The 24,951-nt window shown below is 63.5% G+C and carries 20 protein-coding genes and 1 pseudogene; 10 read left to right on the plus strand and 11 right to left on the minus strand.

Features of this window, described 5'->3' with window-relative positions; all coding sequences use genetic code 11:
- The first annotated feature begins 95 nt into the window (after positions 1-95).
- The 5 genes from tpiA (at position 96) to QAZ22_RS20475 (ending at position 5,282) form a co-directional block, all read left to right on the plus strand.
- The gene (gene tpiA / locus QAZ22_RS20455; protein WP_278202560.1) at positions 96-863 is read left to right on the plus strand and encodes a triose-phosphate isomerase; all 768 of its coding nucleotides are present in this window, start codon (positions 96-98) and stop codon (positions 861-863) included.
- 168 nt (positions 864-1,031) lie between these two features.
- Positions 1,032-1,529: a preprotein translocase subunit SecG gene (secG, locus tag QAZ22_RS20460; RefSeq protein ID WP_278202561.1), complete on the plus strand. Its 498-nt coding sequence runs from the start codon at positions 1,032-1,034 to the stop codon at positions 1,527-1,529.
- 213 nt (positions 1,530-1,742) lie between these two features.
- Complete coding sequence (locus tag QAZ22_RS20465; RefSeq protein WP_278202562.1) at positions 1,743-2,861, plus strand: L,D-transpeptidase; 1,119 nt, start codon at positions 1,743-1,745, stop codon at positions 2,859-2,861.
- Positions 2,862-3,034: 173 nt separating this feature from the next.
- Positions 3,035-4,672 (plus strand): CTP synthase, encoded by a 1,638-nt coding sequence (locus QAZ22_RS20470; RefSeq protein ID WP_278074267.1) that lies wholly within the window; start codon positions 3,035-3,037, stop codon positions 4,670-4,672.
- A gap of 22 nt (positions 4,673-4,694) precedes the next feature.
- Positions 4,695-5,282, plus strand: coding sequence for a DUF1697 domain-containing protein (locus QAZ22_RS20475; protein WP_278202563.1), 588 nt, complete (start codon positions 4,695-4,697; stop codon positions 5,280-5,282).
- A 111-nt stretch (positions 5,283-5,393) separates the two neighbouring features.
- Here QAZ22_RS20475 and QAZ22_RS20480 read toward each other — a convergent pair whose 3' ends face one another.
- Positions 5,394-6,851, minus strand: a complete 1,458-nt coding sequence (locus QAZ22_RS20480) for an NCS1 family nucleobase:cation symporter-1 (RefSeq protein ID WP_278202564.1) — start codon at positions 6,849-6,851, stop codon at positions 5,394-5,396.
- Between the two features lie 306 nt (positions 6,852-7,157).
- On the opposite strand from QAZ22_RS20480, the gene QAZ22_RS20485 reads away from it, so the two are divergent.
- The gene (locus tag QAZ22_RS20485; RefSeq protein ID WP_278202565.1) at positions 7,158-7,460 is read left to right on the plus strand and encodes a DUF982 domain-containing protein; all 303 of its coding nucleotides are present in this window, start codon (positions 7,158-7,160) and stop codon (positions 7,458-7,460) included.
- 107 nt (positions 7,461-7,567) lie between these two features.
- On the opposite strand, the gene QAZ22_RS20490 is transcribed toward QAZ22_RS20485, so the two are convergent.
- The 3 genes from QAZ22_RS20490 to QAZ22_RS20500 all read right to left on the minus strand — a co-directional run bounded on the left by QAZ22_RS20490 (position 7,568) and on the right by QAZ22_RS20500 (position 14,347).
- Positions 7,568-9,088, minus strand: coding sequence for an HlyD family type I secretion periplasmic adaptor subunit (locus tag QAZ22_RS20490; RefSeq protein WP_278202566.1), 1,521 nt, complete (start codon positions 9,086-9,088; stop codon positions 7,568-7,570).
- A 3-nt stretch (positions 9,089-9,091) separates the two neighbouring features.
- Positions 9,092-10,840 carry a type I secretion system permease/ATPase gene (locus tag QAZ22_RS20495; protein ID WP_278202567.1) on the minus strand — a complete coding sequence of 583 codons (1,749 nt, stop codon included), beginning with the start codon at positions 10,838-10,840 and terminating at the stop codon, positions 9,092-9,094.
- A gap of 66 nt (positions 10,841-10,906) precedes the next feature.
- The gene (locus QAZ22_RS20500) at positions 10,907-14,347 is read right to left on the minus strand and encodes a DUF5801 repeats-in-toxin domain-containing protein (RefSeq protein WP_278202568.1); all 3,441 of its coding nucleotides are present in this window, start codon (positions 14,345-14,347) and stop codon (positions 10,907-10,909) included.
- Here QAZ22_RS20500 and QAZ22_RS20505 point away from each other — a divergent pair.
- Positions 14,331-14,474, plus strand: a complete 144-nt coding sequence (locus QAZ22_RS20505; protein ID WP_278202569.1) for a hypothetical protein — start codon at positions 14,331-14,333, stop codon at positions 14,472-14,474. The genes QAZ22_RS20500 and QAZ22_RS20505 overlap by 17 nt on opposite strands.
- Positions 14,475-14,876: 402 nt before the next feature.
- A complete protein-coding gene (gene dusA / locus QAZ22_RS20510; RefSeq protein WP_278202570.1) occupies positions 14,877-15,857 on the plus strand; it encodes a tRNA dihydrouridine(20/20a) synthase DusA in 981 nt (326 codons plus the stop codon).
- Between the two features lie 437 nt (positions 15,858-16,294).
- On the opposite strand, the gene QAZ22_RS20515 is transcribed toward dusA, so the two are convergent.
- Positions 16,295-16,999: a TIGR02281 family clan AA aspartic protease gene (locus QAZ22_RS20515; RefSeq protein ID WP_278074272.1), complete on the minus strand. Its 705-nt coding sequence runs from the start codon at positions 16,997-16,999 to the stop codon at positions 16,295-16,297.
- 13 nt (positions 17,000-17,012) lie between these two features.
- Positions 17,013-17,243 carry a DUF1289 domain-containing protein gene (locus tag QAZ22_RS20520; protein WP_278074273.1) on the minus strand — a complete coding sequence of 77 codons (231 nt, stop codon included), beginning with the start codon at positions 17,241-17,243 and terminating at the stop codon, positions 17,013-17,015.
- A 159-nt stretch (positions 17,244-17,402) separates the two neighbouring features.
- On the opposite strand from QAZ22_RS20520, the gene QAZ22_RS20525 reads away from it, so the two are divergent.
- Positions 17,403-18,398 (plus strand): nicotinate-nucleotide--dimethylbenzimidazole phosphoribosyltransferase, encoded by a 996-nt coding sequence (locus QAZ22_RS20525; protein ID WP_278202571.1) that lies wholly within the window; start codon positions 17,403-17,405, stop codon positions 18,396-18,398.
- Between the two features lie 283 nt (positions 18,399-18,681).
- Positions 18,682-19,290 carry a hypothetical protein gene (locus QAZ22_RS20530; protein ID WP_278202572.1) on the plus strand — a complete coding sequence of 203 codons (609 nt, stop codon included), beginning with the start codon at positions 18,682-18,684 and terminating at the stop codon, positions 19,288-19,290.
- Positions 19,291-19,395: 105 nt separating this feature from the next.
- Here QAZ22_RS20530 and QAZ22_RS20535 read toward each other — a convergent pair.
- From QAZ22_RS20535 to QAZ22_RS20555, 5 genes and pseudogenes are all read right to left on the minus strand, one after another.
- A pseudogene (locus tag QAZ22_RS20535) lies at positions 19,396-20,903 on the minus strand (DEAD/DEAH box helicase).
- 223 nt (positions 20,904-21,126) lie between these two features.
- A complete protein-coding gene (locus QAZ22_RS20540) occupies positions 21,127-21,900 on the minus strand; it encodes an NAD kinase (protein ID WP_278202573.1) in 774 nt (257 codons plus the stop codon).
- 441 nt (positions 21,901-22,341) lie between these two features.
- On the minus strand, positions 22,342-23,103 hold the full coding sequence (locus tag QAZ22_RS20545) for an MBL fold metallo-hydrolase (RefSeq protein WP_278202574.1): 762 nt from the start codon (positions 23,101-23,103) through the stop codon (positions 22,342-22,344).
- Between the two features lie 3 nt (positions 23,104-23,106).
- Complete coding sequence (locus QAZ22_RS20550; protein WP_278202575.1) at positions 23,107-24,171, minus strand: ABC transporter ATP-binding protein; 1,065 nt, start codon at positions 24,169-24,171, stop codon at positions 23,107-23,109.
- Positions 24,168-24,950 (minus strand): ABC transporter permease, encoded by a 783-nt coding sequence (locus tag QAZ22_RS20555; RefSeq protein WP_278202576.1) that lies wholly within the window; start codon positions 24,948-24,950, stop codon positions 24,168-24,170. Before QAZ22_RS20555 ends, QAZ22_RS20550 begins: the two co-directional genes overlap by 4 nt.
- Position 24,951: the final 1 nt, after the last annotated feature.

A 24,951-nucleotide genomic window follows, 5' to 3' on the forward strand; every position in this document is an offset into this window, starting at 1 on the left:
GCGCAATAGCGTCCTTCCGGCCCACTGTCGATTGCTTTGTGGCTTGATTTTGGTAGTGAGGGCGCAGCCTTATGTCGCCTGGAGAACCCGACCCCATGACCCCTGGAATCCGTCCGCTCGTCGCCGGCAACTGGAAAATGAACGGCACCAGCGCCTCGCTCAACGAGTTGAGGATGATCGGCAATGGCTTCATGAGCGGGCTCGATGCGGAGACGGAAGCGCTGGTCTGCGTGCCGGCGACCTTGCTTCACCAAGCCGCCGAGATCCTTTCCCGCACGCCGGTTCGCGCCGGCGGCGAGGATTGCCATCCCAAGGAGAGCGGCGCCTACACCGGCCAGATTTCGGCCGAGATGCTGAAGGATGCCGGCGCAAGCCATGTCATCGTCGGCCATTCCGAGTGCCGCGAGCAATGCGGCGACGACGATGCGATCGTCAACGCCAAGGCATCGGCCGCCTGGCGGGCAGGGCTGGTGGCCATCATCTGCATCGGCGAGACGCGCGCCGAACGCGAGGCCGGAGGGACGCTCGATGTCTTGTCGCGCCAGCTCGATGGTTCCGTGCCGGCAAGCGCCACCGCCGCAAACACCGTCATTGCCTATGAGCCGGTCTGGGCCATCGGCACCGGCCTGACGCCGACCGCCGCCGATGTTGCCGAGGCGCATGCGCATATCCGCGGCAAGCTCACCGCGCTGCTCGGCGATGCCGCGGCCAGAATGCGCATTCTTTATGGCGGCTCGGTCAAGCCGTCCAATGCGGTGGAACTGCTCGGCGTCGAGAATGTCGACGGCGCGCTGGTCGGAGGCGCGAGCCTGAAGGCGGCCGACTTCCTCGCCATCGCGGAAGCCTATATGAACGTGGCGTAGCCGCAGAGGCCGGCTTACGCGGCAGAGGCAGGCTGAAATCTTGCAGCAGCCGCATTGCTCCCCATATTCCCGGCCACGGGCTTGGAAATGCCACCAAAGCATTGTAAGGAGCCGCCTCCAAATCATCGGTCGTATGCGCGGCCGCGCAAGGCCTCGCCAGGATAAATTATGGAAACCGTACTGATCGTCATCCACCTCATGGTCGTGCTCGCGCTTGTCGGCGTGGTGCTGCTGCAGCGCTCCGAAGGCGGTGGTCTCGGCATTGGCGGCGGCTCCGGTTTCATGACGGCGCGGGGCGCCGCCAATGCGCTTACGCGCGCAACGGCAATCCTGGCCGCGGCGTTCTTCGTGACTTCGCTCGCACTATCCATCATCGCTCGATACGGCGAGAAGCCGATCGACATTCTCGATCGCACGCCTGCCTCGACCACCAACAATGCCGGCAAGGGTGTGCTCAACCAGCTGCCGGGCTCGAACGGTCCGGTGGGCAGTTCGCAGCCCGCAGCGCCGGCCGGCGGCACGACGACCACGACCCCGCTTTCGAATGGCGCCACCACCACGGCTCCGGCCACCGCTCCCGCCACCCAGGCGCCGGCGAATCCGACCGCGCCGCCGGCCACGAACGGCGTCACCTTGCCGGTCACCCCACAGGTTCCGAACCAGTAGCCGGGCAAGCATTGCTGCCGCGATCTGTTGTTCTTTGAACACAGTCGCGGCAAATGCTGCTTGATCACGAAGATTCAACCAAGCGTAGCGCTTCGCTCAGCTTGAGAGGTCCGCGGCTAATCGATTATAGATTGCGCGCGGCACTTTTCGGCGTCCTTGGGGGGCGCCGGGCGACGCCGTGGGCAACAAGCATTGAACGATCGGATATTCGCCATGCAGCTTCGCAGCTTCATTATTTTGGGATTCTGTGCCGTCCTCGGCATGGGTTCCGCGGCCTTCGCCTCACCGGCAAACCTGGCCGCTTCGCCGTCGGTCGAGAAGACCGGCGCCATCCCCGTCGTCGCTAAGAGCGACGCATCGCAGCTGAAGCTCCTCAAGAAGAAGAAAAATCCAACCTCCGAGGACCTCGCCCAGATCAGCAAGCTCGAAGCCAAGATCGCGGCTGACAAGGAAGCGGCCAAGGCCAAGGCGCTCGAGACCCGCAAGATGGCGATGCGCGAGGCGGCCAAGGCCAAGGCGGACGCGGCTCGTCAGGAATGGCTATCCAAGAAGGGCACGTCGGCGGAAGTGGCCGACGCCAAGCCGATGAAGAAGATCACCAAGATCATCGCGCCGCTCGAAGCCTTGGCTCCGATCGCGCCGATCCAGACCGACGAACCGATCCCGGCTGAGGCGATGAACATCACGGCCACCGGCAACAATGGTGAGCTGCGCAGCGAGCAGCCCGGCCAGAGGCAGACGAGCAGCAGCGGGTTGTTCGCCGGGCTCTTCGGTGGCCAGTCGGTGTCCTCGATCAGCTATCTGCCGGAGACCCGCGCGCTCGATTCGGCGCTCGCCAAGAAGGACGCCAAGCGGCCGTTCAAGGTGAAGCCGGAATTCGTGCCTCAGGACGTTACCTTCACCGGCTATGAGCCGGGCACGATCGTCATCGACACCAACGCCCGCCGCCTCTATCTCGTCGAGTCCTTTTCCACCGCACGCCGCTACGCCATCGCGGTCGGCCGCGAAGGCCTGCAGTTCAAGGGCACGGTGGCCGTCGGCGACAAGCAGGAATGGCCGCGCTGGATCCCGACGCTGGACATGCAGAAGCGCGAGCCGAAGCACTACGGCCAGTACAAGGACGGCATGCCCGGCGGCGGCGAAAACCCGCTCGGCGCACGCGCCATCTACCTCTATGACGGCAAGAAGGACACGCATCTGCGCATCCACGGCACCATTGCGCCGCAGTCGATCGGAACCAGCGCCTCCAATGGCTGCTTCCGCATGATCAACGAGCACGTCATGGACCTCTACAGCCGCGTCAAGATCGGCACCAAGGTCGTTATTATCTAACGACCAATCGTCATCATCCGACGCGTTAATGCAAACTGCCGAAAGGGCCGGCACCGCCGGCCCTTTCGTTTTGACCGCAAGAAAAGGCCTCGTCGAGGCTACCGGCGCCATTTTGAGAAAAAGCCCTCGCGGCGGTTTTTTCTCTGGCGGAATCAATCAGGCCGCGTTAAGCGATGACTCCCATGGCGCGATATGTATTCATCACAGGCGGCGTGGTTTCCTCACTCGGAAAAGGCATCGCTGCAGCAGCTCTTGGGGCTCTCCTGCAGGCGCGAGGCTATCGCGCGCGGATCAAAAAGCTCGATCCTTATCTCAATGTCGATCCCGGGACGATGTCGCCTTACCAGCACGGCGAAGTGTTCGTCACCGACGACGGCGCCGAGACCGATCTCGATCTCGGTCACTACGAGCGCTTCACCGGTCGTTCCGCGAACCAGCAGGACAACATCACAACCGGCCGCATCTACAAGAACATCATCGAGCGCGAGCGGCGCGGCGACTATCTCGGCGCCACCGTGCAGGTGATCCCGCACGTCACCGACGAGATCAAGCATTTCGTCCTCGACGGCAATGACGACTACGATTTTGTCCTGTGCGAGATCGGCGGCACGGTCGGCGATATCGAGGCGATGCCGTTCCTGGAAGCGATCCGCCAGCTCGGCAACGACCTGCCGCGCAACAACGCGGTCTATGTGCATCTGACGCTGATGCCCTACATCCCGACCGCCGGCGAGCTGAAGACCAAGCCGACGCAGCATTCGGTCAAGGAACTGCGCGGCATCGGCATAGCTCCCGACATCCTGCTTGTGCGCGCCGACCGGCCGATCCCCAAGGAAGAGCGGCGCAAGCTTTCACTGTTCTGCAACGTGCGCGAAAGCGCCGTCATCCAGGCGCTCGACGTGCCGCACATTTATGACGTGCCGATGGCCTACCACAAGGAAGGCCTTGATTCCGAAGTGCTCGCCGCTTTCGGCATCGACCCGGCGCCGAAGCCGCGCATGGAGCCTTGGCAGGCGTTGTCCAACCGCATCCACAACCCGGAAGGCGAGGTGACGATTGCCATCGTCGGCAAGTACACCGGGCTGAAGGACGCCTACAAATCGCTGATCGAGGCGCTTTCGCATGGCGGCCTTGCCAACCGCGTCAAGGTCAAGCTCGATTGGATCGAAAGCGAGATCTTCGAGAAGGAAGACCCGACGCCGTGGCTGGAAAAGGTGCACGGCATCCTCGTTCCCGGCGGTTTCGGCGAGCGCGGCTCCGAGGGCAAGATCCTGGCGGCGAAATTCGCGCGCGAGCGCAAGGTGCCTTATTTCGGCATCTGCTTCGGCATGCAGATGGCCTGCATCGAGGCGGCGCGCTCGCTGGCAGGCGTCGAGCATGCCTCTTCGACCGAGTTCGGTCCGACCGACGAACCAGTCGTCGGTCTGATGACCGAATGGCTGAAGGGCAACATGCTGGAAAAGCGCAGGGCCACCGGCGACCTTGGCGGCACGATGCGGCTTGGCGCCTACCAGGCCGATCTCGCCAAGGGGTCGAAGATCGCCGAAATCTATGGCGACACGCAGATCTCCGAGCGCCACCGGCACCGCTATGAGGTCAATATCGACTACAAGCAGCGGCTAGAGGATTGCGGCCTGGTCTTTGCCGGCATGTCGCCTGACGGCGTGCTGCCCGAGACAGTCGAATATCCCGACCATCCCTGGTTCATCGGCGTGCAGTACCATCCGGAACTGAAGAGCCGGCCGCTCGAACCGCACCCGCTGTTCGCGAGCTTCATCGAAGCGGCGATGGAGCAGAGCCGCCTGGTGTGAACGGTCGGCCGGCGGATTGGCCATGCAGACTTATGTCGCGCTGCTCTACAGCATCATCCTCGGCGGGGGACGGCGCGTCGTCATGTCGGACCTCAAGGCGATGGCCGAAAGCCTCGGGCTGAAAAATGTCCGCACGCTGGTGGCGACCGGCAATCTGGTCTTCGAGGCACGCACGACCAAGATTTCTGTTCTCGAACAACGGCTGGAGAGCGCTTTCGAGGAAACCTTCGGCCGCCATGTCGACATCATCGTGCGCGGTGCCGAAGCTTGGCTGAAACTCGCAGCAGGCAATCCATTCCCGGACGAATCCGCCGATGCAGGCGACCAGGTCGCGGTGCGGGTGATGCGCAAGTCTGCCCCGGCGGATGCGGTTGAAGCGCTCCAGGCCTATGCAGCCAAGGACGAGAAGGTGCTTTTGGTCGACGGCGATATCTGGGTGGTCTTTTCCCGCGAAAGACCAAGCTCGCGGCTGCTCGCCGCCTCCAATCACAAGCGCATGGGCGTCGGCACCTCGCGCAACTGGAATACGGTGCGCAGGCTGGCCGAGATGGTAGGCAGTGCCTTCCCTTCTCCCCCTGTGGGAGAAGGTGGCCGCGAAGCGGCCGGATGAGGGGTGTTCCAGGGAACGCTATCATCTCACTCCGCTGGAACACCCCTCATCCCTCTCGGCGCTATCGCGCCGATCCACCTTCTCCCACAAGGGGAGAAGGGAAAAGTGCGGTCAGGCCTTCGCCGTCTTCGCCCCGGCACCGAGCGCCATGGTGCGCAGCACGTAGTAGACGGCGCCCGCGATCGCCACGCCGAAGAACCAGCCATAGACGCCCCACCAGGACGGCAGCCAGTTGGTGAAGTTGGGCAGGATCGAGGAGAAGATCGCGCCGATGCCGGCGGCGATGAAGGCGTTGACGTGCCAGCCGCCCTGGAAGCGGAACTCGCCGTCTTCGCGGTAGAGCGCGTTGACGTCGACGTCGCTCTTCCGGATCAGATAGTAGTCGACCATCATCACGCCGAAGATCGGCCCCATCGTCGCGCCGATGATGTTGACGAAGGAAGCAGCGCTGCCTTCCCAAGGCGCGAAGGGGTAGAGCACCAGCGCTATCAGCGCCGCGATATAGCCGCCCTTCTTGAAGTCGATCTGGCGCGGGAAGACGTTGGAGAAGTCGAAGGCCGGCGAGACGAAGTTCGCCACCACGTTGATGCCCAGCGTCGCCACCGCGAAGGTCAGCGCCGCGAGAGCCGCCAGGAACCAGCTGTCGAACTTGGCCGAGATCTGGTCGGGATGGAGGAGCACCTCGTGATAGACGTCGTAGGCGGCGATCGTGGTTACGCCGGCGACCAGCGAGAACAGGATCAGGTTGACCGGCAGGCCCCAGATGTTGCCCTTGCGCAGCGCCGCGTTGTCCGGCGCGTAGCGGGCGAAGTCGCAGAAGTTGAGGTAGAGCGCCGAGAAATAGGTCACCCAGATCGCCGCCACCGCGAACAGCGCCGTCCACGATCCCGGCTCGCCGGGCACGCCGGCATCCTTGGTCTTGTCGAGCAGCACGTCCATCGGGATGTCGCTGGTGAAGGCGAAGGTGCCTGACTTCACACAGAGATAGACCGCAAGGATCAGCATCATCACCCACACGGCGGGGCCGGCCCAATCCTGGAAGCGGCGCACCGTTTCCATGCCCTTCTGGATGATCAGGAGCTGCAGCGCCCAGATGACGACGAAGCAGATTACCTCGAGGGTGGAATGGCCGAGGAGATGCGAGCTCTTGTTGAATTCGTCGAACCACTGCAGCCGCGTCAGCAGCGCGACGATCGCGCCCGATGCCGCCGCTGTCTGCGCGCCGTACCAGAAGCAGGCGACGACGGCGCGCACCAGCGCCGGGATGTTGGCGCCCCAGATGCCGAAGGAAGCCCGAGCGAGCACGGGGTAGGGCACGCCTGTCTTCACGCCGGCATAGCCGACCAGGTTCATCAGCGCGTAGATGATCAGCGAACCGATGCCGATGGCGATGATGAAGTTGACGAAGCCGCCGCAGAACAGGAACAGACTTGCGGCGAGATAATAGCCCCAGAGGCTGTGGACGTCGGACGTCCACACGTTGAAGATCGAAAACGGCCCCCAGTTTCTGACCGTTGCCGGGGCCAGATCTTCATTGTAGAGGCCGGGCGATGCGCCTTGTATGGTCATTGCAAGTGTTCCCCTTTTGAGAAAAACGCGCCCTCACGCGTTAACCGTCGAGGTTAAGCCTGACGCAGGGGAACCGGCAAGCAACCCATTTGCCGGCTTTCGCCTTAAAGACATTCAATGAGAATCACCATTATCGCCGACCAAGGCTTATGATGACTGAGTCGGCCCGAGGCTTGTGGCTGTGACCGGACGCCAACCGCCCGGTTCCGAACTTTTTCGGACGGCAACCAAATTTGTTTGGAACCAAACCGCCGGACGTGCGTTTATTCGGGTTCGGCTGCCTTGCGGTCGACCGGGAGGATAACGATGGATCGCTTGCATTTCTTTACCCCAGTGCGAATCGCGCGTGGGCAGGGATACCCCTTGGAGGAAGTCGATAGCGTCTCCGAAGCGATGGTGTTCCTGCGGAAGTGGCCAACGGGCAGACGCGGCCCGGTTTATCAATGCGCCCTGAATTGCTGCTCGGCGGCGATGGCGGGCACCATGTCGGCCGAGGAAGCGAGAAAGGCCTTTGTCGGCTTTGCCCGCATCACTCGGCTTCTCGACGATGACATGGCGTTGCCCTTGGGTGGCACGTCCATGGACAATGTCTACGCCCTGAGGCGATAGCTGGCTCGATTCTCCGGCAGCTCCTGTCTGCTGGACGCGCTGTGTTGCGCGGCGTTGGCCTAAGGCCAACGCCGCGTGATGTTTTGCATTCTTTGCCACCCGTTGTTTCAATTTTCCCTGAAAGTGCGCGTGAGAGAGGCCTCGACCGGAGCCAGCATATAGTCGAGCAAGGTGTGCTCTCCGGTCAGGATCATGACTTCCGCGGGCATGCCGGGGGACAAGCGGATATCACGCAGCTGTCCGAGATCGGCCGTGTCGACCTTCACCTTGGCGAGGAAATAGGGCTCGCCGGTTTTCTCGTCGGTCAACCGGTCGGCAGACACCGAGGTGAGCAGGCCATGGATCTGCGGCAGATGTCTGCTCGGATAGGCCGTCAGCACCACGCGGGCGGGCATGTCCGGATGCACCACGTCGATATCCGCCGGCTTGATGCGCGAATCGATGACCAAATTGGGCTCGTTGGGGACGATATCGAGAAGCGGCTGGCCGCTCGCGATCACGCCCGATTCGGTCGTCACCCGTAGGTTCATCACCGTCCCGGCTATCGGCGCGACGATGTCGGTCCTTGCCAGCACATCCTCGCGCGAGGGCAATTGGCTGCGCAGTTCGGCGAGGTCCCCGCGCACTTTGGCGAGATCCTCATTGGCCGTCTCGCTGTCCTGCTGGCGCAGGTTGAGGAGCTGGAACTCGGTCTCGCCGATCTGCTGGTCGTTGTGCGCCACCTGTGCTCGGTTCGTCGCCTGATTGGCGCGGATGTCGGCCTGTGCGCGCTGCAGAGCCAATATCCGTGGCAGGCGTTCAAGGCCCTTCTTATACATCTGCTGCGCGGAGGCGATCTCCTGGTCGATGAGGCCGAGTTGCTCGGTCTGGGCGGCGATCACCTCCCTCGATCCCGTGCTCTGCTCGTTGATCTGCGCAATGCGCTTTTCCAGGATATGCGTGCGTCCTTCGCGGGTCGCGAGGCGGCTGTCGAGCAGTGCCTGCTCCTCGACGACCACCTTTCGCGCCAGATCGCTATCGGTCGATATCAGCTCCTTGGGAAAGACGATCTGGTCTTGGCCGGAAAGCTCGGCGACCAGGCGGGCCTCGGTCGCCAGAAGGCGGATGTAGCGTGTCTGCAATTCGTCGTAGTGTCCCTGAGCCTGCGTTGTCTTCAGGCTGATAAGCACTTGGCCGGCGCCGACCTTGTCGCCTTCCTTGACATAGATCTTGCCGATGATGCCGCCCTCCAGATGCTGGACCGTCTTGCGGTAGCCTTCCGGACTGACGACACCATTGGCGACGACGGCGCTTGCCAGAAGGGCGACGCTGGACCACACCGCGACGCCGCCGACGAAGACGATCGCCGAGACGTAGCCCAACATACGCGCGGGCCGCGTCCGCTGCTTCAGGTTGCGTCTGCTGGCACGGTAAGCATGCGACCGTCGCGGGACCGGCTTTGCACTTGCAATCAGAAGCACGACCAGCGCGCCGACAGCTGCGGCCATGGCGATGCGTGACGACCGATCCAGCCCGCCGAACCAAATCGACACCGTGGCGATCAGGTTGCCGGCGGAGGCGATGAGTTCCCGCAGGCTGTCCGCCAGCCCGAGCAGGATCGTCGAGAAGCCCTTAAATCGATCGTCCATGGCTCACTCCACCGCCTTCAGGTTTCCCGGCTCGTTGGCGGCAATCTTTTCCCGTATGGCGGGCGCTGTGGGGATTCGCCTCGCCTGTCCGTTGAGAGCGCTGAGCACCTCGTCGCGCGTGCCGAACATCGAGACGCTGCCCTCCTGGATGAAGACGATATGATCGGCCGTCCGCAGCAGATTGATCTGATGCGTGACCAGAACGACGGTGTGGCCCCGTTCCTTCAGCTGCTGGAGCACCTTGAGCAGCGCGATCTCGCCGTCGCTGTCGAGGCCGGTGTTCGGTTCGTCGAGAACGACCAGCGGCGGATCGCCGAACAGGGCCCGGGCCAGTGCGATGCGCTGGCGCTGGCCACGCGAAATCCGGGCTCCGTGCGGTCCGACCTCGGTCCGGTAGCCGTTCGGCAGCCGCAGGATCATCTCGTGAATGCCGGCGAGCCGCGCAGCGGCGATGACCGCTTCGCTGTTGATGTCGCGAAGGCGCGCGATGTTCTCGGCGATCGTTCCGGGAAACAGTTCGACCTGCTGCGGCAGATAGCCGACATATTGGCCCAACTGGTCAGAAGGCCAGTTCCAGACCTCCGCGCCATCCAACCTTACATGGCCGAACGAGGGTCTTAGCGCGCCGACGATGAGACGGCACAGCGTGGTCTTGCCGGAGCCGGACGCCCCGATCACACCGCAGGTTTGCCCGGGCTCGACGCCGAAACCTATCTTGTTCAGCAGCGGTTGCGACGTGCCCGGCGTGCAGTAGTGCAGGTTCTCCAGCTTCAGCCGCCCCTGCGGCCGCGGCAGGATAACGCCAGCATTTTGCACCGATGCGGTGTCGGTGAAGAGCTTCGCAAGATTACGGCGCGCAACTCGCGCGCTGACCAGACTGCGCCATGCGCCGATCGAGCGCTCGATCGGCGCCAGCGCCCGACTGAGCAGGATGGAGGCCGCAATCATCGAGCCCGCCGTCAATTCGCGGCGCAGCACGAGATAGGCGCCGAGTCCCAGCACGGCTACCTGCAGGGCAAGACGCAACGAGCGCGATAGGCTGCCTATGATGGTGGTGCGCCGAAAAAGTCGGCACTGCAGTTCCATCAGAGACTGCTGATTTTCCTCCCAGCGCCGCAGCGCCGGCTCGGACATGCCGAGCGAGCACAATGTTTCGGCACCCTCGACATATTGGCCGACGGCAGCCTGGCTGCGGCGCAGCCCTGCCGCTGCCTCCTGGCCTTTGCGTCGGGTAAGGAAATCATTGGCGAGCGCGGCGCAGAACAACAGTATCGCGCCGGCGAGGCCGACCACGCCCAACGCCGGATGCAGTAGCCAGATGAACGTCAGAAAGACCGGCGTCCATGGCGCGTCCAGGAAGGTCAGCATGCCGTCGCCGGCAACGAAGCCGCGCAAATCCGCCAGATCCTTGAGGCCGACCTCGATGCCGCTGCCGGAGAGGCGCGCTTCCATGGCGCGTTCGACCACCGGAACGCTGAGCTGGTCGTCCAGCCATTGGCTTATATGCCCCAGCATCATCCGGCGGGCGTGTTCAAGCAGCCCGTAAACGGCGATGGCGCCGATGACGGCAAGGGTGAGCCACAATAGCGTGTCGATCGACCCGCTCGACAGCACCCTGTCATAAATCTGCAGCATGTAGACGGTGCTGGAGAGCAGGAGGACATTGGCGAGCAGGCTGAAGAGGAGGAGGGCGGGCGCCTGATGGCGGGCCAGATGCATCACCTCCTGGAATTGTGGTCTCGGCTGCATCATGGATACCCCCCATTTCGATCCTTTTGGTGGATGCCGGGCGCCAGAAGAGGCGCCCGGCCAGGTCCATCAGGCAATGACACCTTCCACGTGGTTGTCGTTGAAGATGCCGGTCCCGTCGATACCGATGGAGAAGCTGTCGCTTGCCGTGTCGCCGTCGAAATCGGCGATCTGGACGGTGAAGTCGAGCTTCTCGTCGGGCGCCGGTTGCGCCTGGCTGAGGCTGAAGCCGCCGATGTCGAAAGTATTGTTGTCGTTGCCGGAAATGCCGTCCGCGTTGCTGATGTTTTCGATGAGGACGCGGTCGTGGGTGCTGCTCGTCGTCCACGTCACCTTGTCGCCGGTGCTCAGGCCGGTGATGATCAAGTTGCCGTCGGCGTCGATCGTGGCGGCCGGGGTATATTGGGTATTGCCCGTCTTGACGACGAAGTCGGTAAGCGAGAACGACGTGATGTCGACGTGCTGGTCGTTGGTGAGCCCGTCGACAAAATTCGCCCCCGGTTCGGCGGCGGTGCTGAACGCCGTGATCTTGACGGTGACTGGTCCGACGCCTGGATTGGTCTGGTTGACGGTGAAGGACGCCGTGTTCGCATTGAACACGTTCGTGAAGGCGATGTTGGCTTCGACGTCGGCCTCGTTCTGATCCAGATTGGGTACGAGGAAGTTTGTATTCGCGCCCGTGACATAGGTGATGAACGCGCCCTCGGTGGGATTGATCTGGTTGCCGTTGACGCCGAACGAGGTGGTGCTGCCGGCCTGGCTGATGTTGAGCACATCCTTGGTCGTGATGTTCCCGCCCTGGGATTGATTGAGCGGATCGTGCCCGATCACCACGATCTGGGCGGAGGCAGGATCACCGAACGTCATGAACAGGTTGCTGCCGGAGGGCGCACCGGCGAAGCTGAAATTGACCTCAGCGGGCGGAGGATTCTGGAGGACATCGAAGGTGTAGTTGCCGCCCGACAGGGTCAGCTTGAAGAAATCGATGTCTCCGGCATTGTGCGTGCCGCTGCCATCGACATCCTTGTAATAGGTGGCGACGGTGTCGTTGCTGGTCAGGTCCCTGAGCAGGGTCAGCTGCGAGGATGTGCCGTCCAGTATCGTCAGCGTGGCCGGCGAGGCGGTGATGCTGTAGGTTGCCGGACTGTCGGCGCCGACCGAGCCGTTGAGCGACTTGGTCACGGTGCTGCCGGCTGCGAAATCCACCAGACCGTCCGCGATGGCCGGGTTGATGGTGGGCGTGTCGTCGTCGACCGTGACGATCAGGGCGTTGGCCGCCGCCGCCACCGTGTCACCGTCGGCGTCGGTGGCGCGCAGGATCGAGCTCAGATTGATCGCCAGGTCGTTCTCCTCGTTGTCCCCCGGCAGGCCGTTGAGCGTCGGATGGTCGAGCTGATCGGCGAGCGTGAAGGTCCAGGCGCCGGTCGTGGCGTCGAGCGCGAAGGTAAACACCGTGTTCGCACCGGCGGAGGCCGTCAGCGTGTTACCGACGACGGCGTAGGTCACCACCACCCCGCCCGAGGTCAGCGCGGGCAGTCCGCTGGTGTTGCTATTAAGGCTGAAAGTCAGCGGCGCATCGGCGCCGGAGTTGAACAACGGCGTCACGCTGCCCGTGGCTTGGGTGGCCTGGCCGGCCACGTCGCCGATGCCGCCGGCGATGCCGCCGGGCACCCCATCCTCGTCGACCGTGCCGGTCTGTTGCGCCTGGCTTGCTGTCGGTGTGTCGTCGTCGACCGTGACGACCAGCGCGTTGGCTGCCGCCGCCACCGTGTCGCCGTCGGCGTCGGCGGCGCGCAGGATCGAGCTCAGATTGATCGCCAGGTCGTTCTCGGTATCGTCGCCCGCCTGCCCGTTGAGCGTCGGATGGTCGAGCTGATCGGCGAGCGTGAAGGTCCAGGCGCCGGTCGTGGCGTTGAGCGCGAAGGTAAACACCGTGTTCGCGCCGGCCGAGGCCGTATGCGTGTTGCCGACGACGGCGTAGGTCACCGCCACCCCGCCTGAGGTCAGCGCGGGCAGTCCACTGGTGTCGGTATTCAGGCTGAAGGTCAGCGGCACGTCTGTGCCGGAGTTGAACAACGGCGTCACGCTGCCCGTGGCTTGGGTGGCCTGGCCTGCCACGTCGCCGATGCCGCCGGCGATGCCGCCGGGCACCCCATCCTCGTCGACCGTGCCGGTCTGCTGCGCCTGGCTCGCCGTTGGCCCGTCGTCTTCGATGACGATCTGTTGGCCGACGAACGTCGAGGAGCCGCTGGACGTCACGATGCCGAAGCCGCCGATGTCGAAAGTATTGTTGTCGTTGGTGGCATCGCTATCCGCGTCGCTAATGTTTTCGATGAGCACGCGGTTGTGGGTGCTGCTCGTCGTCCACGACACGGTGTCGCCGCTGCTCAGGCCGGTGACGATCAGGTTGCCGTCGGCGTCGATCGTGGCGGCCGGGGTATATTGCGTGTTGCCCGTTTTGACGACGACGTTGGTGAGTGAGAATGACGTGATGTTGACGTGTTGGTCGTTGGTGAGTCCGTTGACGAAATCCACTCCCGGTTCCGCGGCGGTGGTGAAGGCCGATATCTTGACGGTGACCGGTCCGATGCCGGGATTGGTCTGGTTGACGGTGAAGGACGCCCCTGTCGCATTGACGACATTCGTGAAGGCGATGTTGGCTTCGACGTCGGCTTCGTTCTGATCCAGATTCGGCACGAGGAAGTTCGTATTCGTGCCCGAGACGTAGGTGATGTACGCCCCCTCGGTGGGGTTGATCTGGTTGCCGTTGACGCCGAACGAAGTGGTGCTGCCGGCTTGGCTGATGTTGAGCACATCCTTGGTCGTGATGTTTCCGCCCGCGGATTGATCGAGCGGGTCTTTCCCGATCACCACGATCTGAGTGGAGCTCGGATTACCGAACGTCATGAACAGGTTGCTGCCAGAAGGCGCTCCGGCAAAGCCGAAGTTGAGTGTCTCAGTCGCCGCGAGCTTGAGGTTATTGCCAAGATTGACCGCGTCATCCGGGTCGCCGGTGTTGCCATGGAAGATCGGCACGTAGGTGACGATGTTGAAGGTGACCTGGTCGCTGGTCGCGCCGGCGTTCAACACGTCCTGCTTGAAGATGACGAAGGCGACCGTGTCGACACCGCCGATGCCATCGCTGTCATATTTGCCGATTACGGTGTCGTTCCCGTCGGCATAAAGCAGGATGGCCTTCCCGTCGACGGTAGTGAGACCGCTGTTGTCGCCGTCGAGCGCGCCACCGTTGGTGTCGGTGAACGTGGTCCCGGCGAGCTGCGAACCCCCGGTGGCGTTGACGGTGACCGAATTCGTCTTGGTCGCGACGCCGACATTGGTCGGGAATGTTGGACTCAGCAGAAGAACCTGCTCAAGATAGTTTCGGAAGGAAAGCGGCAGAGAAGAGTACGCCACATCGGTGTCGGTAAAGCCGTCGCCGCTATCGCCGGTTTGCAGGTCGGCGGTCTGGTCGTTGACGGCTTGGCCGTTGAGAATGAAGCTGATCGTCATTGCGATTCTCCCTGGTTTCAATGCGGGCAGGCGCGAAATCAGCCCCAACGCTGGCAGCCGGCCGCATGGCGCGCATTCACCAGCAAAGCCGGCGCTGCGCGTCGTTAAAAGGAAACTGGAGCTTTGATTGACTCAGGGGGTAGAGGGGGTTGGAGGCACCGCCGCTGACCTTCCGCTCCTTGCCCCATCAGGCAATTCTAGGCGGATGCGTCCTGTGCGCATCGGCAACCCACCAACGGCGGGTACCATGGATCGACGATGAGGGCATACTCAACCCCGCCCCTCTTCAACAGGCATCGACAGCCTGTACGCCTCCCGCTCACAACACGAGCACAAAAAGTTTACTCTCATTTGTGGAAAGTTAAATCGGACTATTGATTTTTTCGGAAATTTGTGACGTGGGGAAATGGTCCCTTTCGACGGGGGACTTTTGTCCCTGCCGTCTGAAATATTTGAAAATAAAAGAGAATATACTAAATCGTGCCGCGTGGACTTAACCGCGGGACCGGCGGAGAGATAGAACAGGCTTATGCGAACGACGCTTGCCGTGGCGCCTATGATGGACTGGACGGATCGGCATTGCCGATTTTTCCACCGTCAGTTGACGCGTCGCGCGCTGCTCTACACCGAGATGGTTGTGGCGGACGCGATCATCCATGGCGCGCGGGAGCGTTTGCTTGGATTCGACGATGTCGAGCATCCGGTTGCCCTGCAGCTTGGCGGTTCCGATCCGCAAAGGCTCGCCGAAGCCGCCGTGATCGGCGAGGCATTCGGCTATGACGAAATCAACCTCAATGTCGGCTGCCCGTCCGACCGCGTCCAGTCGGGCACGTTCGGCGCCTGCCTGATGAAGACGCCGGCTTTGGTCGCGAAATGCGTCGCGGCGATGAAGGCGGCTGTAAAGATCCCCGTCACCGTCAAATGCCGCCTCGGTGTCGACGACCAGGATCCCGAAACCGCACTCGACGCGCTGGCCGACGGTGTGTTGGCGGCCGGCGCCGATGCGCTATGGGTGCATGCCCGCAAGGCGTGGCTGGAGGGGCTTAGCCCCAAGGAGAATCGCGACATCCCGCCGCTCGACTATGCGCGCGTCTATCGGCTGAAAGCGAGAAAGCCGAACGAATTCATCGGCATCAATGGCGGCATTCAATCGCTCGACGAGGCTTCGGAACATCTCGGCCATGTCGATGGCGCCATGCTCGGCCGCGCGGCCTATCATACGCCGGGCGTTCTCACCGGGATCGACACCGCATTTTACGGCGAGCCGCCGACCGCCTTCGACTATGCGGCGCTGGTCGACGCCATGGCGGCCTATGCTGCGCGTCACATCGAGAAGGGCGGGCGGCTCGGTCATGTCACGCGCCACATGGTCGGGCTGTTCCACGGCCTTCCGGGCGCGCGCCGCTACAGGCAGATTTTGTCCACCGATGCCAACAAACCCGGCGCCGGGCCGGAGGTGTTGAGGGCGGCATTCGCCGCGATCGATTTCGCGCAGGCCGAGGCGGCCTAGAACGAAATGAATAGATAGTATATGACCACTCAAAGGGACCGTTCGTAGGAGCGTCATTCGGGCCTTGCGTAACGATTACCGATCACATGCCGCTATGTTGATGGAAAGATTCCTTCTGGTCGTTTTCGCGCTTCTTGCGGGGGCGTCGTTGCTTGCATTTACGACAAGTTCTCACCTCCTTTACTCAAGGCTCAGGAGGCTCGACAAAAGACCGTACTTCCCTATGCTTTCGGTTCCAGGCTACCTGGTTAGCTACTGTGAGAGAGCCTCAGGAACCTTGGACGAAGGATGCAAGCGGCTGATCGAGATCGTTAAAATCAGTCAATATGCTCTCTTCGCTACTTGGTTGATTTTTGCGGTTCTTCTGATTCTCGTACATTAGCCTCTTGCGCCCGCACGCGAGTGGCGGACACCGCGAGGGGCAGTGCCGCCCGTCTCTAGTCCCGCAGGATCATGCGGTCGCCGCGCACATCGAAACCTGACAGCGAACTGATGAAATTCATGCCGAGCAGGCTTTGCTCGAGCATGCCGGGCGCCGCGACCATGACCGGCATATCCTTGCGCACGATGCCGCCGATCGCCACCTCGTCCGTCCTGACGGTGGCGGCGCGCGCCATGCCGTTGGCGGTCGAAACGTCCACGGTGTAGCTGAGCGCCGCCGGGTTGAAGCCGGCCGCCTGGGCGTCCGCGGCCGTGAGCACCGTGCTGGTCGCGCCGGTATCGACAACCGTCCGCACCGGCGCGCCATTGACCAGGATTCGCGCTTCGAAATGGCCGTTGTCGGCCTTGTCGAGCGTCACGGTGGCGCGGCCATTGTCCAAGCCGAGCGCCAGCGGACTTCCCGGAACGAGGCCGGCCGTCACGCGGCTGGCAACGTCCTGCAGCTCGTAGCGGTACTGGTAGCCGGCGATCAGCGCCAGCACGATTGCCGCCCAGACGCCGAGATTGCGCGCCATGTCACCGAGCGGCCGGCCCGAGCGGACGAGACTGGCGCCGATCACCGCCACCAGGACACCCACCCAGATCAGCCGGCTGAAATCGCGGTTCGCGATGCCGAAGGTGCTGCCGGCGGAATCGTTCATCATCAGCAGGATCAGGCCCGCGCCGATCACCAGCATGACGATCCAGAACAGGCGATTCATGGCCGGCCCTTTCTCACGGCATGCCGCGCTCGCGCGCCATGCGGGCGCGCCGCGTCTCGCGGCGTGGCCGACGCTCGACCGTCTCGAGTCTGCCCGGGAGGTCGGCCATAACCGCCCGCCGATCCTCAGGCGTCATAGCGATCCAGCCGGCGATTTCATCGCGCGTGCGGCCGCAACCGAAACAGAAGCCGGTTTTCATGTCGATCGAGCAGACGAGTATGCAGGGAGACTCGATGGCGGTCATGCTGTTCTCTTGGCTTCACTCCACATGGTGCAACCGCATAGCCAATGCAAGCCCTCCGCAATGCGCCGCCAGGCAACGCATTCGCGGCATTGCCAGTGGTTGTGCCGGCCCGCGAACGCGGCTATGCCGCTGCCTTCTCCAGCAAGAACGGCATCCGACATGACCGCAAAGCCTTTCGATGACTTCCGCACTCTCCTGGCGACGCTGACGCCGGCGGACGCCGCCGCCGAAACCCGCATCCGCACGCTGTTTGCCAAGGCCGACAAGCCGAAGGCCTCGCTTGGCCGGATCGAGGACATCGCGGCCTGGCTCGCCGCCTGGAGCGGGCGTGCGCCGCCGCTCGTCAACCGGCCGCTTGTGGCGATCTTTGCCGGCAACCACGGCGCCGTCCGGCATGCCATCTCGCCGCGGCCGATTTCGGCGACCGCCAATGCCGTTGAACTCTGCGCCGCCGGAGGCGCGGCGATCAACCAGGTCTGCATCTCCAACGATCTCGGCCTGAAGGTCTTCGACCTGGCGCTGGACATTCCGACAGGAGACATCACCGAGGAAGCGGCGCTCGACGAGCGCGGCTGTGCCGCCACCATGGCCTTCGGCATGGAAGCGGTCGCCGGCGGCGCCGACCTTTTATGCCTGGGCGATCTCGGTGTCGGCAATTCGACCATTGCGGCGTCGCTATGCGCGGCCCTGTTCGGCGGCAAGGGCGCCGGCTGGGTCGGGCCTGGATCGGGCGCGGATGCAGCAATGATGGCGCGCAAGGCCGAAGTGATCGATCGGGCGCTGGCTTTTCACGGCACCGGCTTCGGCGATCCGCTCGAAGCATTGCGACGGGTCGGCGGCCGCGAGTTCGCGGCGGTGTGCGGCGCCATTCTCGCCGCCCGCATGCAGAAGATCCCGGTGCTGCTCGACGGCTTCGTCGCGACGGCTGCCGCCGCAGTCCTGCACGGGGTCAATTCCTCGGCGATCGACCATTGCCTGCTCGCCAGCCTGTCGCCGGAGCCCGGTCACGCCAAGGTCGCCGAAAGACTCGGTCTGCGGCCCTTGCTCGATCTCGGCATCAGTCACGAAGAAGGAGTAGGGGCTGGGCTTGCCGCCGGTCTCGTCAAGGCGGCGGCGCTCACCAGTTCCGGCATGGCGGCGGCGGTTCGCATCTAAAGCACGCATCCAGAAGCGAGTGTGGCCAATTGTCGACGGGTGGATTTAGCCCGCTGTCTCGCTTCGATTTCAGATGTAATCAGGTTTCGTCCATCTGAAATCATCGCGTAACGCGGCTTCCCAATATCGAACTGCGACGGTCGAAGTCGCCACCGACGCGCCTTGGCGCAGTGCTCGCTATCCATGCGGGATCGCTCCGGGCTACCTGAACGAAGGAGGCATCCATGGTCCATAAATACCGTTCCGCAGCCCTTGGCATGGCTCAAGAGTCTGGGAGGAATGCATGACAAGAACGGCTCGCTTAGGGCGCTGCGGCGTCCTCGTTTTGACTGGTCTTTTTGGCGCCTGGCTCGGCGCCGCCACGGCTCGGGCCGAAGACGCCAACAGGGCCGACCTCGAAGCCTTGAAAAAATCGTTGGCCAAATACGAAGACTATCAGGCCGCCATCCGCGACCTCTATCTGTCGACCGAAGGCTGCGTCTACTACAGCGGTGAAAAGATACCGGGCACGATGGACTATCCGAAAGGCGCCATGGGCGTCCATTTCGTCAACGTCCCGAGCGTCGGCAAGAAGCTCGACCCGATGAAGCCCAATGTCCTGATCTACGAGCCGACCAAGAAGGGCTTGAAGCTGGTCGCGGTGGAATGGCTGGTGCCGATGACGCCGGACGTCAAGGAAGCGCCCACGCTGTTTGGCCAGAAATTCATGGGGCCGATGGAGGGGCACTATCCGCTGATCCCGAAGGAGTTCGTGCACTACGATCTTCACGCCTGGCTGTTCAGCGACAATCCGAACGGCATGTTCAGTCCGACGAACCCGAAGGTGAAATGCAACAAGGCCGAGTTCCCGATGCTGGAGAAACCGACCAAGATGATGCCCGGGCCGATGTAAGCCGCGGCGGGTAATTGCACAAAGGTGCGTACCTTCAAGCGAAGCGCAACAAGGAAACGGCCCCGTTCGGGGCCGTTTCCTGTTTTCATCGAAGCAAGCACGAGGTCAGACCTTGGCGACGATCCGCATGAAGGCCGGCACGTCGTCGCCGAAGCCGACGGTCGCATCGTCCTCCTCCTGGCGATGGCGGCCGGGGCGGTCGCGCTGCGGACGGGCATCGCCGCGCTGTTCGTTGCGGTTGGCCGAACCCTTGCGGTCGTTCTCGGAGCGGATCGCATCCTTGCGGGCGCGCCGCTCGGCGATGTCGGCGACCTCTGCGACGGGCTGCTCCTCGCGTGCGGCGTCGGGCGTCTCGTCATGCCTGGCGTGACGGTCCTTCTTGCGCTCGCCGCGATCCTTGCGATCCTCGTCCCTGCGGCCGGCGCGGCGCGGGCGCCGCGGCCGCGGCGGGGCGCGTCCTCGCTCTCGCTCTCAGTCACGGTCGACAGGTCGCCGTCGTGCCATTCGATCTTGGTGCCGATCAGCTTCTCGATGGCGTCGACATATTTGGTGTCGGACCGCGTCGCGATGGTGAAGGATTTGCCGGAGCGGCCGGCACGTCCGGTGCGGCCGATGCGGTGGACATAGTCCTCGGCATGGATCGGCACGTCGTAGTTGAAGACGTGGCTGACGTCCGGAATGTCGAGGCCGCGCGCGGCGACGTCCGAGGCGACGAGGTAGCGCAGCTTGCCGTCGCGGAAATTGGCGAGCATCTGCATGCGCGCGCGCTGGTCCATGTCGCCATGCAGCGCGCCGGCATCGAAATCATGCTTCAGCAGCGAGCGGAAAAGCTCCGACACTTCGACCTTGCGGTTGCAGAAGATGATGGCGTTCTTCAGCCCGTCGCTCTCGGCCTTCATCAGGTTGCGCAGCGTCTCGCGCTTCTCCCATGGCTTGGTGCCCGACTTCACCAGGCGCTGCGTGATGCTGGTCGCGGTGGACGCGGCCCTGGAGACCTCGACGCGCACCGGCGCGTGCAGGAATTTTTCGGTGAGCTTGGTGATTTCCGGCGGCATGGTCGCCGAGAAGAACAGCGTCTGGCGCGTGAACGGGATCATCTCGCAGATGCGCTCGATATCGGGGATGAAGCCCATGTCGAGCATGCGGTCGGCTTCGTCGATGACGAGGATCTCGACGCCGTTGAGCAGGAGCTTGCCGCGCTCACGGTGGTCGAGCAGGCGGCCGGGCGTCGCGATCAGCACGTCGGCGCCGCGCTCCAGCTTCTTGTCTTGCTCCTCGAAGGAGACGCCGCCGATCAGCAGCGCGATGTTGAGCTTATGGTTCTTGCCGTATTTGATGAAGTTCTCCTCGACCTGCGCCGCCAGTTCGCGCGTCGGCTCGAGGATCAGCGTGCGCGGCATGCGAGCTCGCGCCCGGCCTTTTTCCAGCCGCGTGAGCATCGGCAGAACGAAGGACGCGGTCTTGCCGGTGCCGGTCTGGGCGATGCCCAGCACGTCCTTGCCGAGCAGCGCATGCGGGATGGCGCCAGCCTGGATCGGGGTCGGCTTGGTATAGCCGGCATCGGTGACTGCGGAGAGGACCTTCGGCGACAGGCCGAGGTCCGTGAATGTCAACGCTTCTTGAGCGGTCGTGGTGTCTGAGGACAAGTGTTTGTTGTCTTTGGCTGGTTCAGGAAAATCGCAACACGTGTTGCGGCAGGCGCCGCGCGCCTGCAAGATCGCGGTTGCAGTTAGGCGCAAGTCCGCGATTTGTCAACAGAAACGGCCAGAAATCCGGCGATCGTGAAGACGTAAGCTTAATCGCGATGCTTAATCGAAACAATATCTTTGCGCCGGCTCAATAGCGGAATTGCTCGGCAAGGATGCGTTCGTTCCACGAATGGTTGGGGTCGAACAGCAGTGTCGCGGTCGCGGTGGGCGATTCCCGCACCGTGACCGAGGCAATCGCCTTGACCTCGGTGTGGTCGGCGGCGGCGTTCACCGGGCGCTTTTCCGACTCCAGTATGTCGAAGCGCACGATCGCCTTGTTGGAGAGAAGCGCGCCGCGCCAGCGCCGGGGCCGGAAGGGGCTCACCGGCGTCAGCGCCAGGAGCGGCGCGTCGAGCGGCAGGATCGGTCCGTGCGCCGAGAGATTGTAGGCTGTCGAGCCGGCGGGCGTCGCGATCATCACGCCGTCGCAGTTGAGCTCCTCCAGCCGCACCTGCTCGTCGACGGTGATGCGGATTTTCGCCGTCTGGTAGGACTGGCGCCAAAGCGCCACCTCGTTGATCGCCAGCGCGGAGACCGTTTCGCCCTCGTGGGTCACCGCCTGCATCTCCAGTGGGCGGATCGTCTCGGATACTGCCCTCGAGATGCGCTCCTCGAGTCCGCCGGCGCGGTATTCGTTCATCAGGAAGCCGATGGTGCCACGGTTCATGCCGTACACCTTCTTGCCCGTGCTCATCGTGTCGCGCAGCGTCTGCAGCAGGAACCCGTCGCCGCCGAGCGCAATGACGATCTCGGCGTCCGCGACGGGTATTTGCCCGTAGCGTGCCGACAGGCTCTCCAGCGCCGCGCGGGCGTCGTCGGTGTCGGAAGAGACGAAGGCGAAACGGCTGGCGACTTTGCTCATGGCTCCCGCAGGGCGACCGCCTGCTGGGTCGCGCCGCGACGGCGTAGCATGCGCTGCCCGCATCTGCAAAGGGCGGCACGCCATGCGGTGCGGACAGGACCTGCGCTCGCGCTTCATGACAGGCGTGCAACGAATGTGATGGCCGTAATGGTTAAGACGGGGCTTAAACACTCGTAAAGCCGGAGCGCTCATGTTAGCCGACAGTGGATGGGTTGGCGGGGGCTGGCCAGTCGAGAGACCTGTCTATTGCCGGTAACGCGCTTGATCATAGTCTTCCTGATGATGGGAAGTTTCGCGCTCATGTTCGCCGAACTGGTGCGTCATTCGGAAGAGATGAGCATGAGGCCGCAGCAGCCTGCCGCCTCCCGCTGCGGTGACGCCGCCGGAATGCCCTGCCCGCAAAGGGCGCTTTAACCCACGATCACATCGATCTGAGATGGCTCAACGAGTCTGCTTCAGGTGGCAGCCGGCCTTGCGCTTTTGCGCCAGGTACTCGTCGATCAACTGGCGGTAGCGCACCTTGCCGAAGCTCGGAAAATGGCCGCCATGCACGACCGAGACGTCGATCTCGCGCATGGAAAGCAGGGTCCCGACATAGTCCTCGATGTCGGAGTGGTAGACGTCGTCGATCAGCGGCCCGTCATAGACGATATCGCCGGACAGCAGGATGCCGGTCTTCTTCTCGTAGAGCGCGATGCCGCCGGGCGAATGACCGGGCGTGTGGATGACCTCGAAGGCACGATCGCCGAGATCGACCACCTCGCCATGCTCGAGCAGGCGGCCGGCCGGGGCAGGCGGGATTTGGTAGCGTGCTGTGTCCCACCCTTCCGGCGCGCCGTCGAACATCTCCTCATTGGCGTAGCGGTCCGCGACCGTCCATTCGTTGCGCGGATCGGCGAGGATTTCGGCTTCGGCGGAATGGACGCAGCGATCCGGAAATTCGTGATGACAGCCGATGTGATCGAAATGCGTGTGGCTGGCGACGCAGACGAGCCTGCGCTCGGTCACCAGAGGCACGTGCCGCCGGAGGCTGAAATGGCCAAGGCCGGTATCGAACAGAAGGTCACGATCGCGCCCGCGCACATGCCAGATGTTGCAGCGGAAGAACGGTTTTATCCATGGCTCGTGGATGAGCGTGACGTCGTCGCCCATGCGGATGGTCTCGTACCAATCCGGAGCCTCGATGGCCGGAAGCGTGCCCATCGTTCAGTCCGCCAGCAGGATGATGTCTCGAGCGTTGCACGAAACCGCTGTTGTGTCGCCTGCGTTGACGGTGGCCGACGCAGGAACCTTAGCAATGAATTGCAACGCCCGATCCTGGAGCGAGGTGGCCAGCACGCGCTTGAAGCTGCCCTGGAAAACGACGTCGCTGACCCTGGCAGTGCCGAGCGCGACATCCCCTTTCCCATCACCGAGGATGAGATGCTCGGGACGGATGGCGAGCGCCAGTGCAGCACTTGCCGGAGAGGTGCCGGGCAGCGAGATCGGGCCGAGCCTTGTCGCGACCGTAACGCGGCCATCCCGGCAGTCGCCGGCCTTGCCGGCAAGGATGGTGCTCTCGCCCATGAAGGTGGCCGAGAAGCGCGTCTTCGGCCGCGCATAGACACGCTCGGGCGGCCCTTCGTCCTCGATGCGGCCGTCATTCATCACCACGCAGTGGTCGGCGAGCGCCATCGCTTCTTCCTGGTCGTGCGTGACATGTACGAAGGCGGTGCCGACACGCTTCTGGATCGCCTTCAGCTCGTCCTGCATCTGCCGGCGCAATTTGAGATCGAGCGCGCCGAGCGGTTCGTCAAGCAAAAGCACTGCCGGCTCAATGACGAGCGCGCGGGCCAGTGCCACGCGCTGGCGCTGGCCGCCGGAGAGCTGATGCGGCTTCTTGTCGAAAGCAGCCGCCAGTCCGACGAGCGCCAGCGCTTCGCGCGCCTTAGCGGCCCGCGTCACGCGGTCGACACCTTGCATGCGCAACCCGAAGCCGACATTGGTGCCGACGCTCATATGCGGAAACAGCGCGTAATCCTGGAAGACGGTGGTCGTCGGGCGCTTGGCCGGCGGCACGGAGGTGCAGTCCTGCCCGCGGATGAACACCTTGCCTTCGCTTGGCGTGACGAAGCCGCCGAGGATGGAAAGCAGCGTCGTCTTGCCGGAGCCCGATGGCCCGAGCAGGATCGTGTAGCTGCCGGGCTCGATCACGAGCGAGACGTTCTTCAGCACCGGGAGTTGGCCGAAGCGGTGCGATACGTCGCGGATGTCGACCAATGGCGCGCTCATGCCGGCTTTCTCCGCAGCAGCGTCAGCTCGAAGAACACCACCAGGACGATGGAGACGGCAAAGACCAGCGAGCCGACGGCGTTGGTCTTGGGATTGAGGCCGGAGCGCAAGAGGTTCCAGATCTCCACGGGAAGCGTCGTCTCGAAGCGCGTGAGCAGGAAGGAGATGACGAACTCGTCCCAGGAGAAGGTCATCGACAGGAAGAAGCCGGCGAAGATCGCCGGCGCCATCACCGGCACGGTGATCATCAGCAGCACCTTCCATTCGGCTGCACCCAGGTCGCGGGCGGCGCGTTCGATGTTGATCTGATGGTCGCCCATCTGGCTGTAGATGATGGCGAAGCAGAGCGGCAGGTTGATCACGACATGGCCGATGCCGGCGGCGAGCAGCGATTTCGGCACGCCGGCCCAGTTGAACAGCACCAGCAGGCCCATGCCGATGATGAGATAGCTGACGGTGAGCGGCAGCGTGATCAGGCCGCGCAGCAGGGCCGAGCCCGGCAGCACGAAGCGCGCGAAGCCCCAGGCGGAGAGAAAGCCGAGCGTGACGGATGCGAACGAGGACAGCGCCGCCACCAGCAGCGAATTGACCAGCGCCGAGGTGAGCCGCGTATCGGACAGCACCGCCTGGTACCAGCGCAGCGACGGGCCGGTGAAGGGCGGGATCGGGAAGGACGTCGACTGCAGCGAAAACAGCACCAGCACGACCACCGGCAGGAAGATGAAGCCGTAGACGGCGATGGCGTAGAGCCAGGCGGCGATGCGGACGGCGGCGCGCATG

It is taken from the genome of Mesorhizobium sp. WSM4906, assembly GCF_029674625.1.
Taxonomy (GTDB): domain Bacteria; phylum Pseudomonadota; class Alphaproteobacteria; order Rhizobiales; family Rhizobiaceae; genus Mesorhizobium.

Bases quoted from the DNA above. Each gene is read 5' to 3' on its own strand.
- QAZ22_RS20525 (WP_278202571.1), top strand. From the start codon at position 17,403: ATGACCGCAAAGCCTTTCGATGACTTCCGCACTCTCCTGGCGACGCTG.
- secG (WP_278202561.1), top strand. From the start codon at position 1,032: ATGGAAACCGTACTGATCGTCATCCACCTCATGGTCGTGCTCGCGCTT.
- QAZ22_RS20505 (WP_278202569.1), top strand. From the start codon at position 14,331: ATGAAGCTGATCGTCATTGCGATTCTCCCTGGTTTCAATGCGGGCAGG.
- QAZ22_RS20530 (WP_278202572.1), top strand. From the start codon at position 18,682: ATGACAAGAACGGCTCGCTTAGGGCGCTGCGGCGTCCTCGTTTTGACT.
- QAZ22_RS20465 (WP_278202562.1), top strand. From the start codon at position 1,743: ATGCAGCTTCGCAGCTTCATTATTTTGGGATTCTGTGCCGTCCTCGGC.
- QAZ22_RS20485 (WP_278202565.1), top strand. From the start codon at position 7,158: ATGGATCGCTTGCATTTCTTTACCCCAGTGCGAATCGCGCGTGGGCAG.
- QAZ22_RS20515 (WP_278074272.1), bottom strand. From the start codon at position 16,999: ATGAATCGCCTGTTCTGGATCGTCATGCTGGTGATCGGCGCGGGCCTG.
- QAZ22_RS20550 (WP_278202575.1), bottom strand. From the start codon at position 24,171: ATGAGCGCGCCATTGGTCGACATCCGCGACGTATCGCACCGCTTCGGC.
- QAZ22_RS20555 (WP_278202576.1), bottom strand. From the start codon at position 24,950: ATGCGCGCCGCCGTCCGCATCGCCGCCTGGCTCTACGCCATCGCCGTC.
- QAZ22_RS20520 (WP_278074273.1), bottom strand. From the start codon at position 17,243: ATGACCGCCATCGAGTCTCCCTGCATACTCGTCTGCTCGATCGACATG.
- tpiA (WP_278202560.1), top strand. From the start codon at position 96: ATGACCCCTGGAATCCGTCCGCTCGTCGCCGGCAACTGGAAAATGAAC.
- QAZ22_RS20545 (WP_278202574.1), bottom strand. From the start codon at position 23,103: ATGGGCACGCTTCCGGCCATCGAGGCTCCGGATTGGTACGAGACCATC.
- QAZ22_RS20495 (WP_278202567.1), bottom strand. From the start codon at position 10,840: ATGATGCAGCCGAGACCACAATTCCAGGAGGTGATGCATCTGGCCCGC.
- QAZ22_RS20480 (WP_278202564.1), bottom strand. From the start codon at position 6,851: ATGACCATACAAGGCGCATCGCCCGGCCTCTACAATGAAGATCTGGCC.
- QAZ22_RS20500 (WP_278202568.1), bottom strand. From the start codon at position 14,347: ATGACGATCAGCTTCATTCTCAACGGCCAAGCCGTCAACGACCAGACC.
- QAZ22_RS20475 (WP_278202563.1), top strand. From the start codon at position 4,695: ATGCAGACTTATGTCGCGCTGCTCTACAGCATCATCCTCGGCGGGGGA.
- QAZ22_RS20470 (WP_278074267.1), top strand. From the start codon at position 3,035: ATGACTCCCATGGCGCGATATGTATTCATCACAGGCGGCGTGGTTTCC.
- dusA (WP_278202570.1), top strand. From the start codon at position 14,877: ATGCGAACGACGCTTGCCGTGGCGCCTATGATGGACTGGACGGATCGG.
- QAZ22_RS20490 (WP_278202566.1), bottom strand. From the start codon at position 9,088: ATGGACGATCGATTTAAGGGCTTCTCGACGATCCTGCTCGGGCTGGCG.
- QAZ22_RS20540 (WP_278202573.1), bottom strand. From the start codon at position 21,900: ATGAGCAAAGTCGCCAGCCGTTTCGCCTTCGTCTCTTCCGACACCGAC.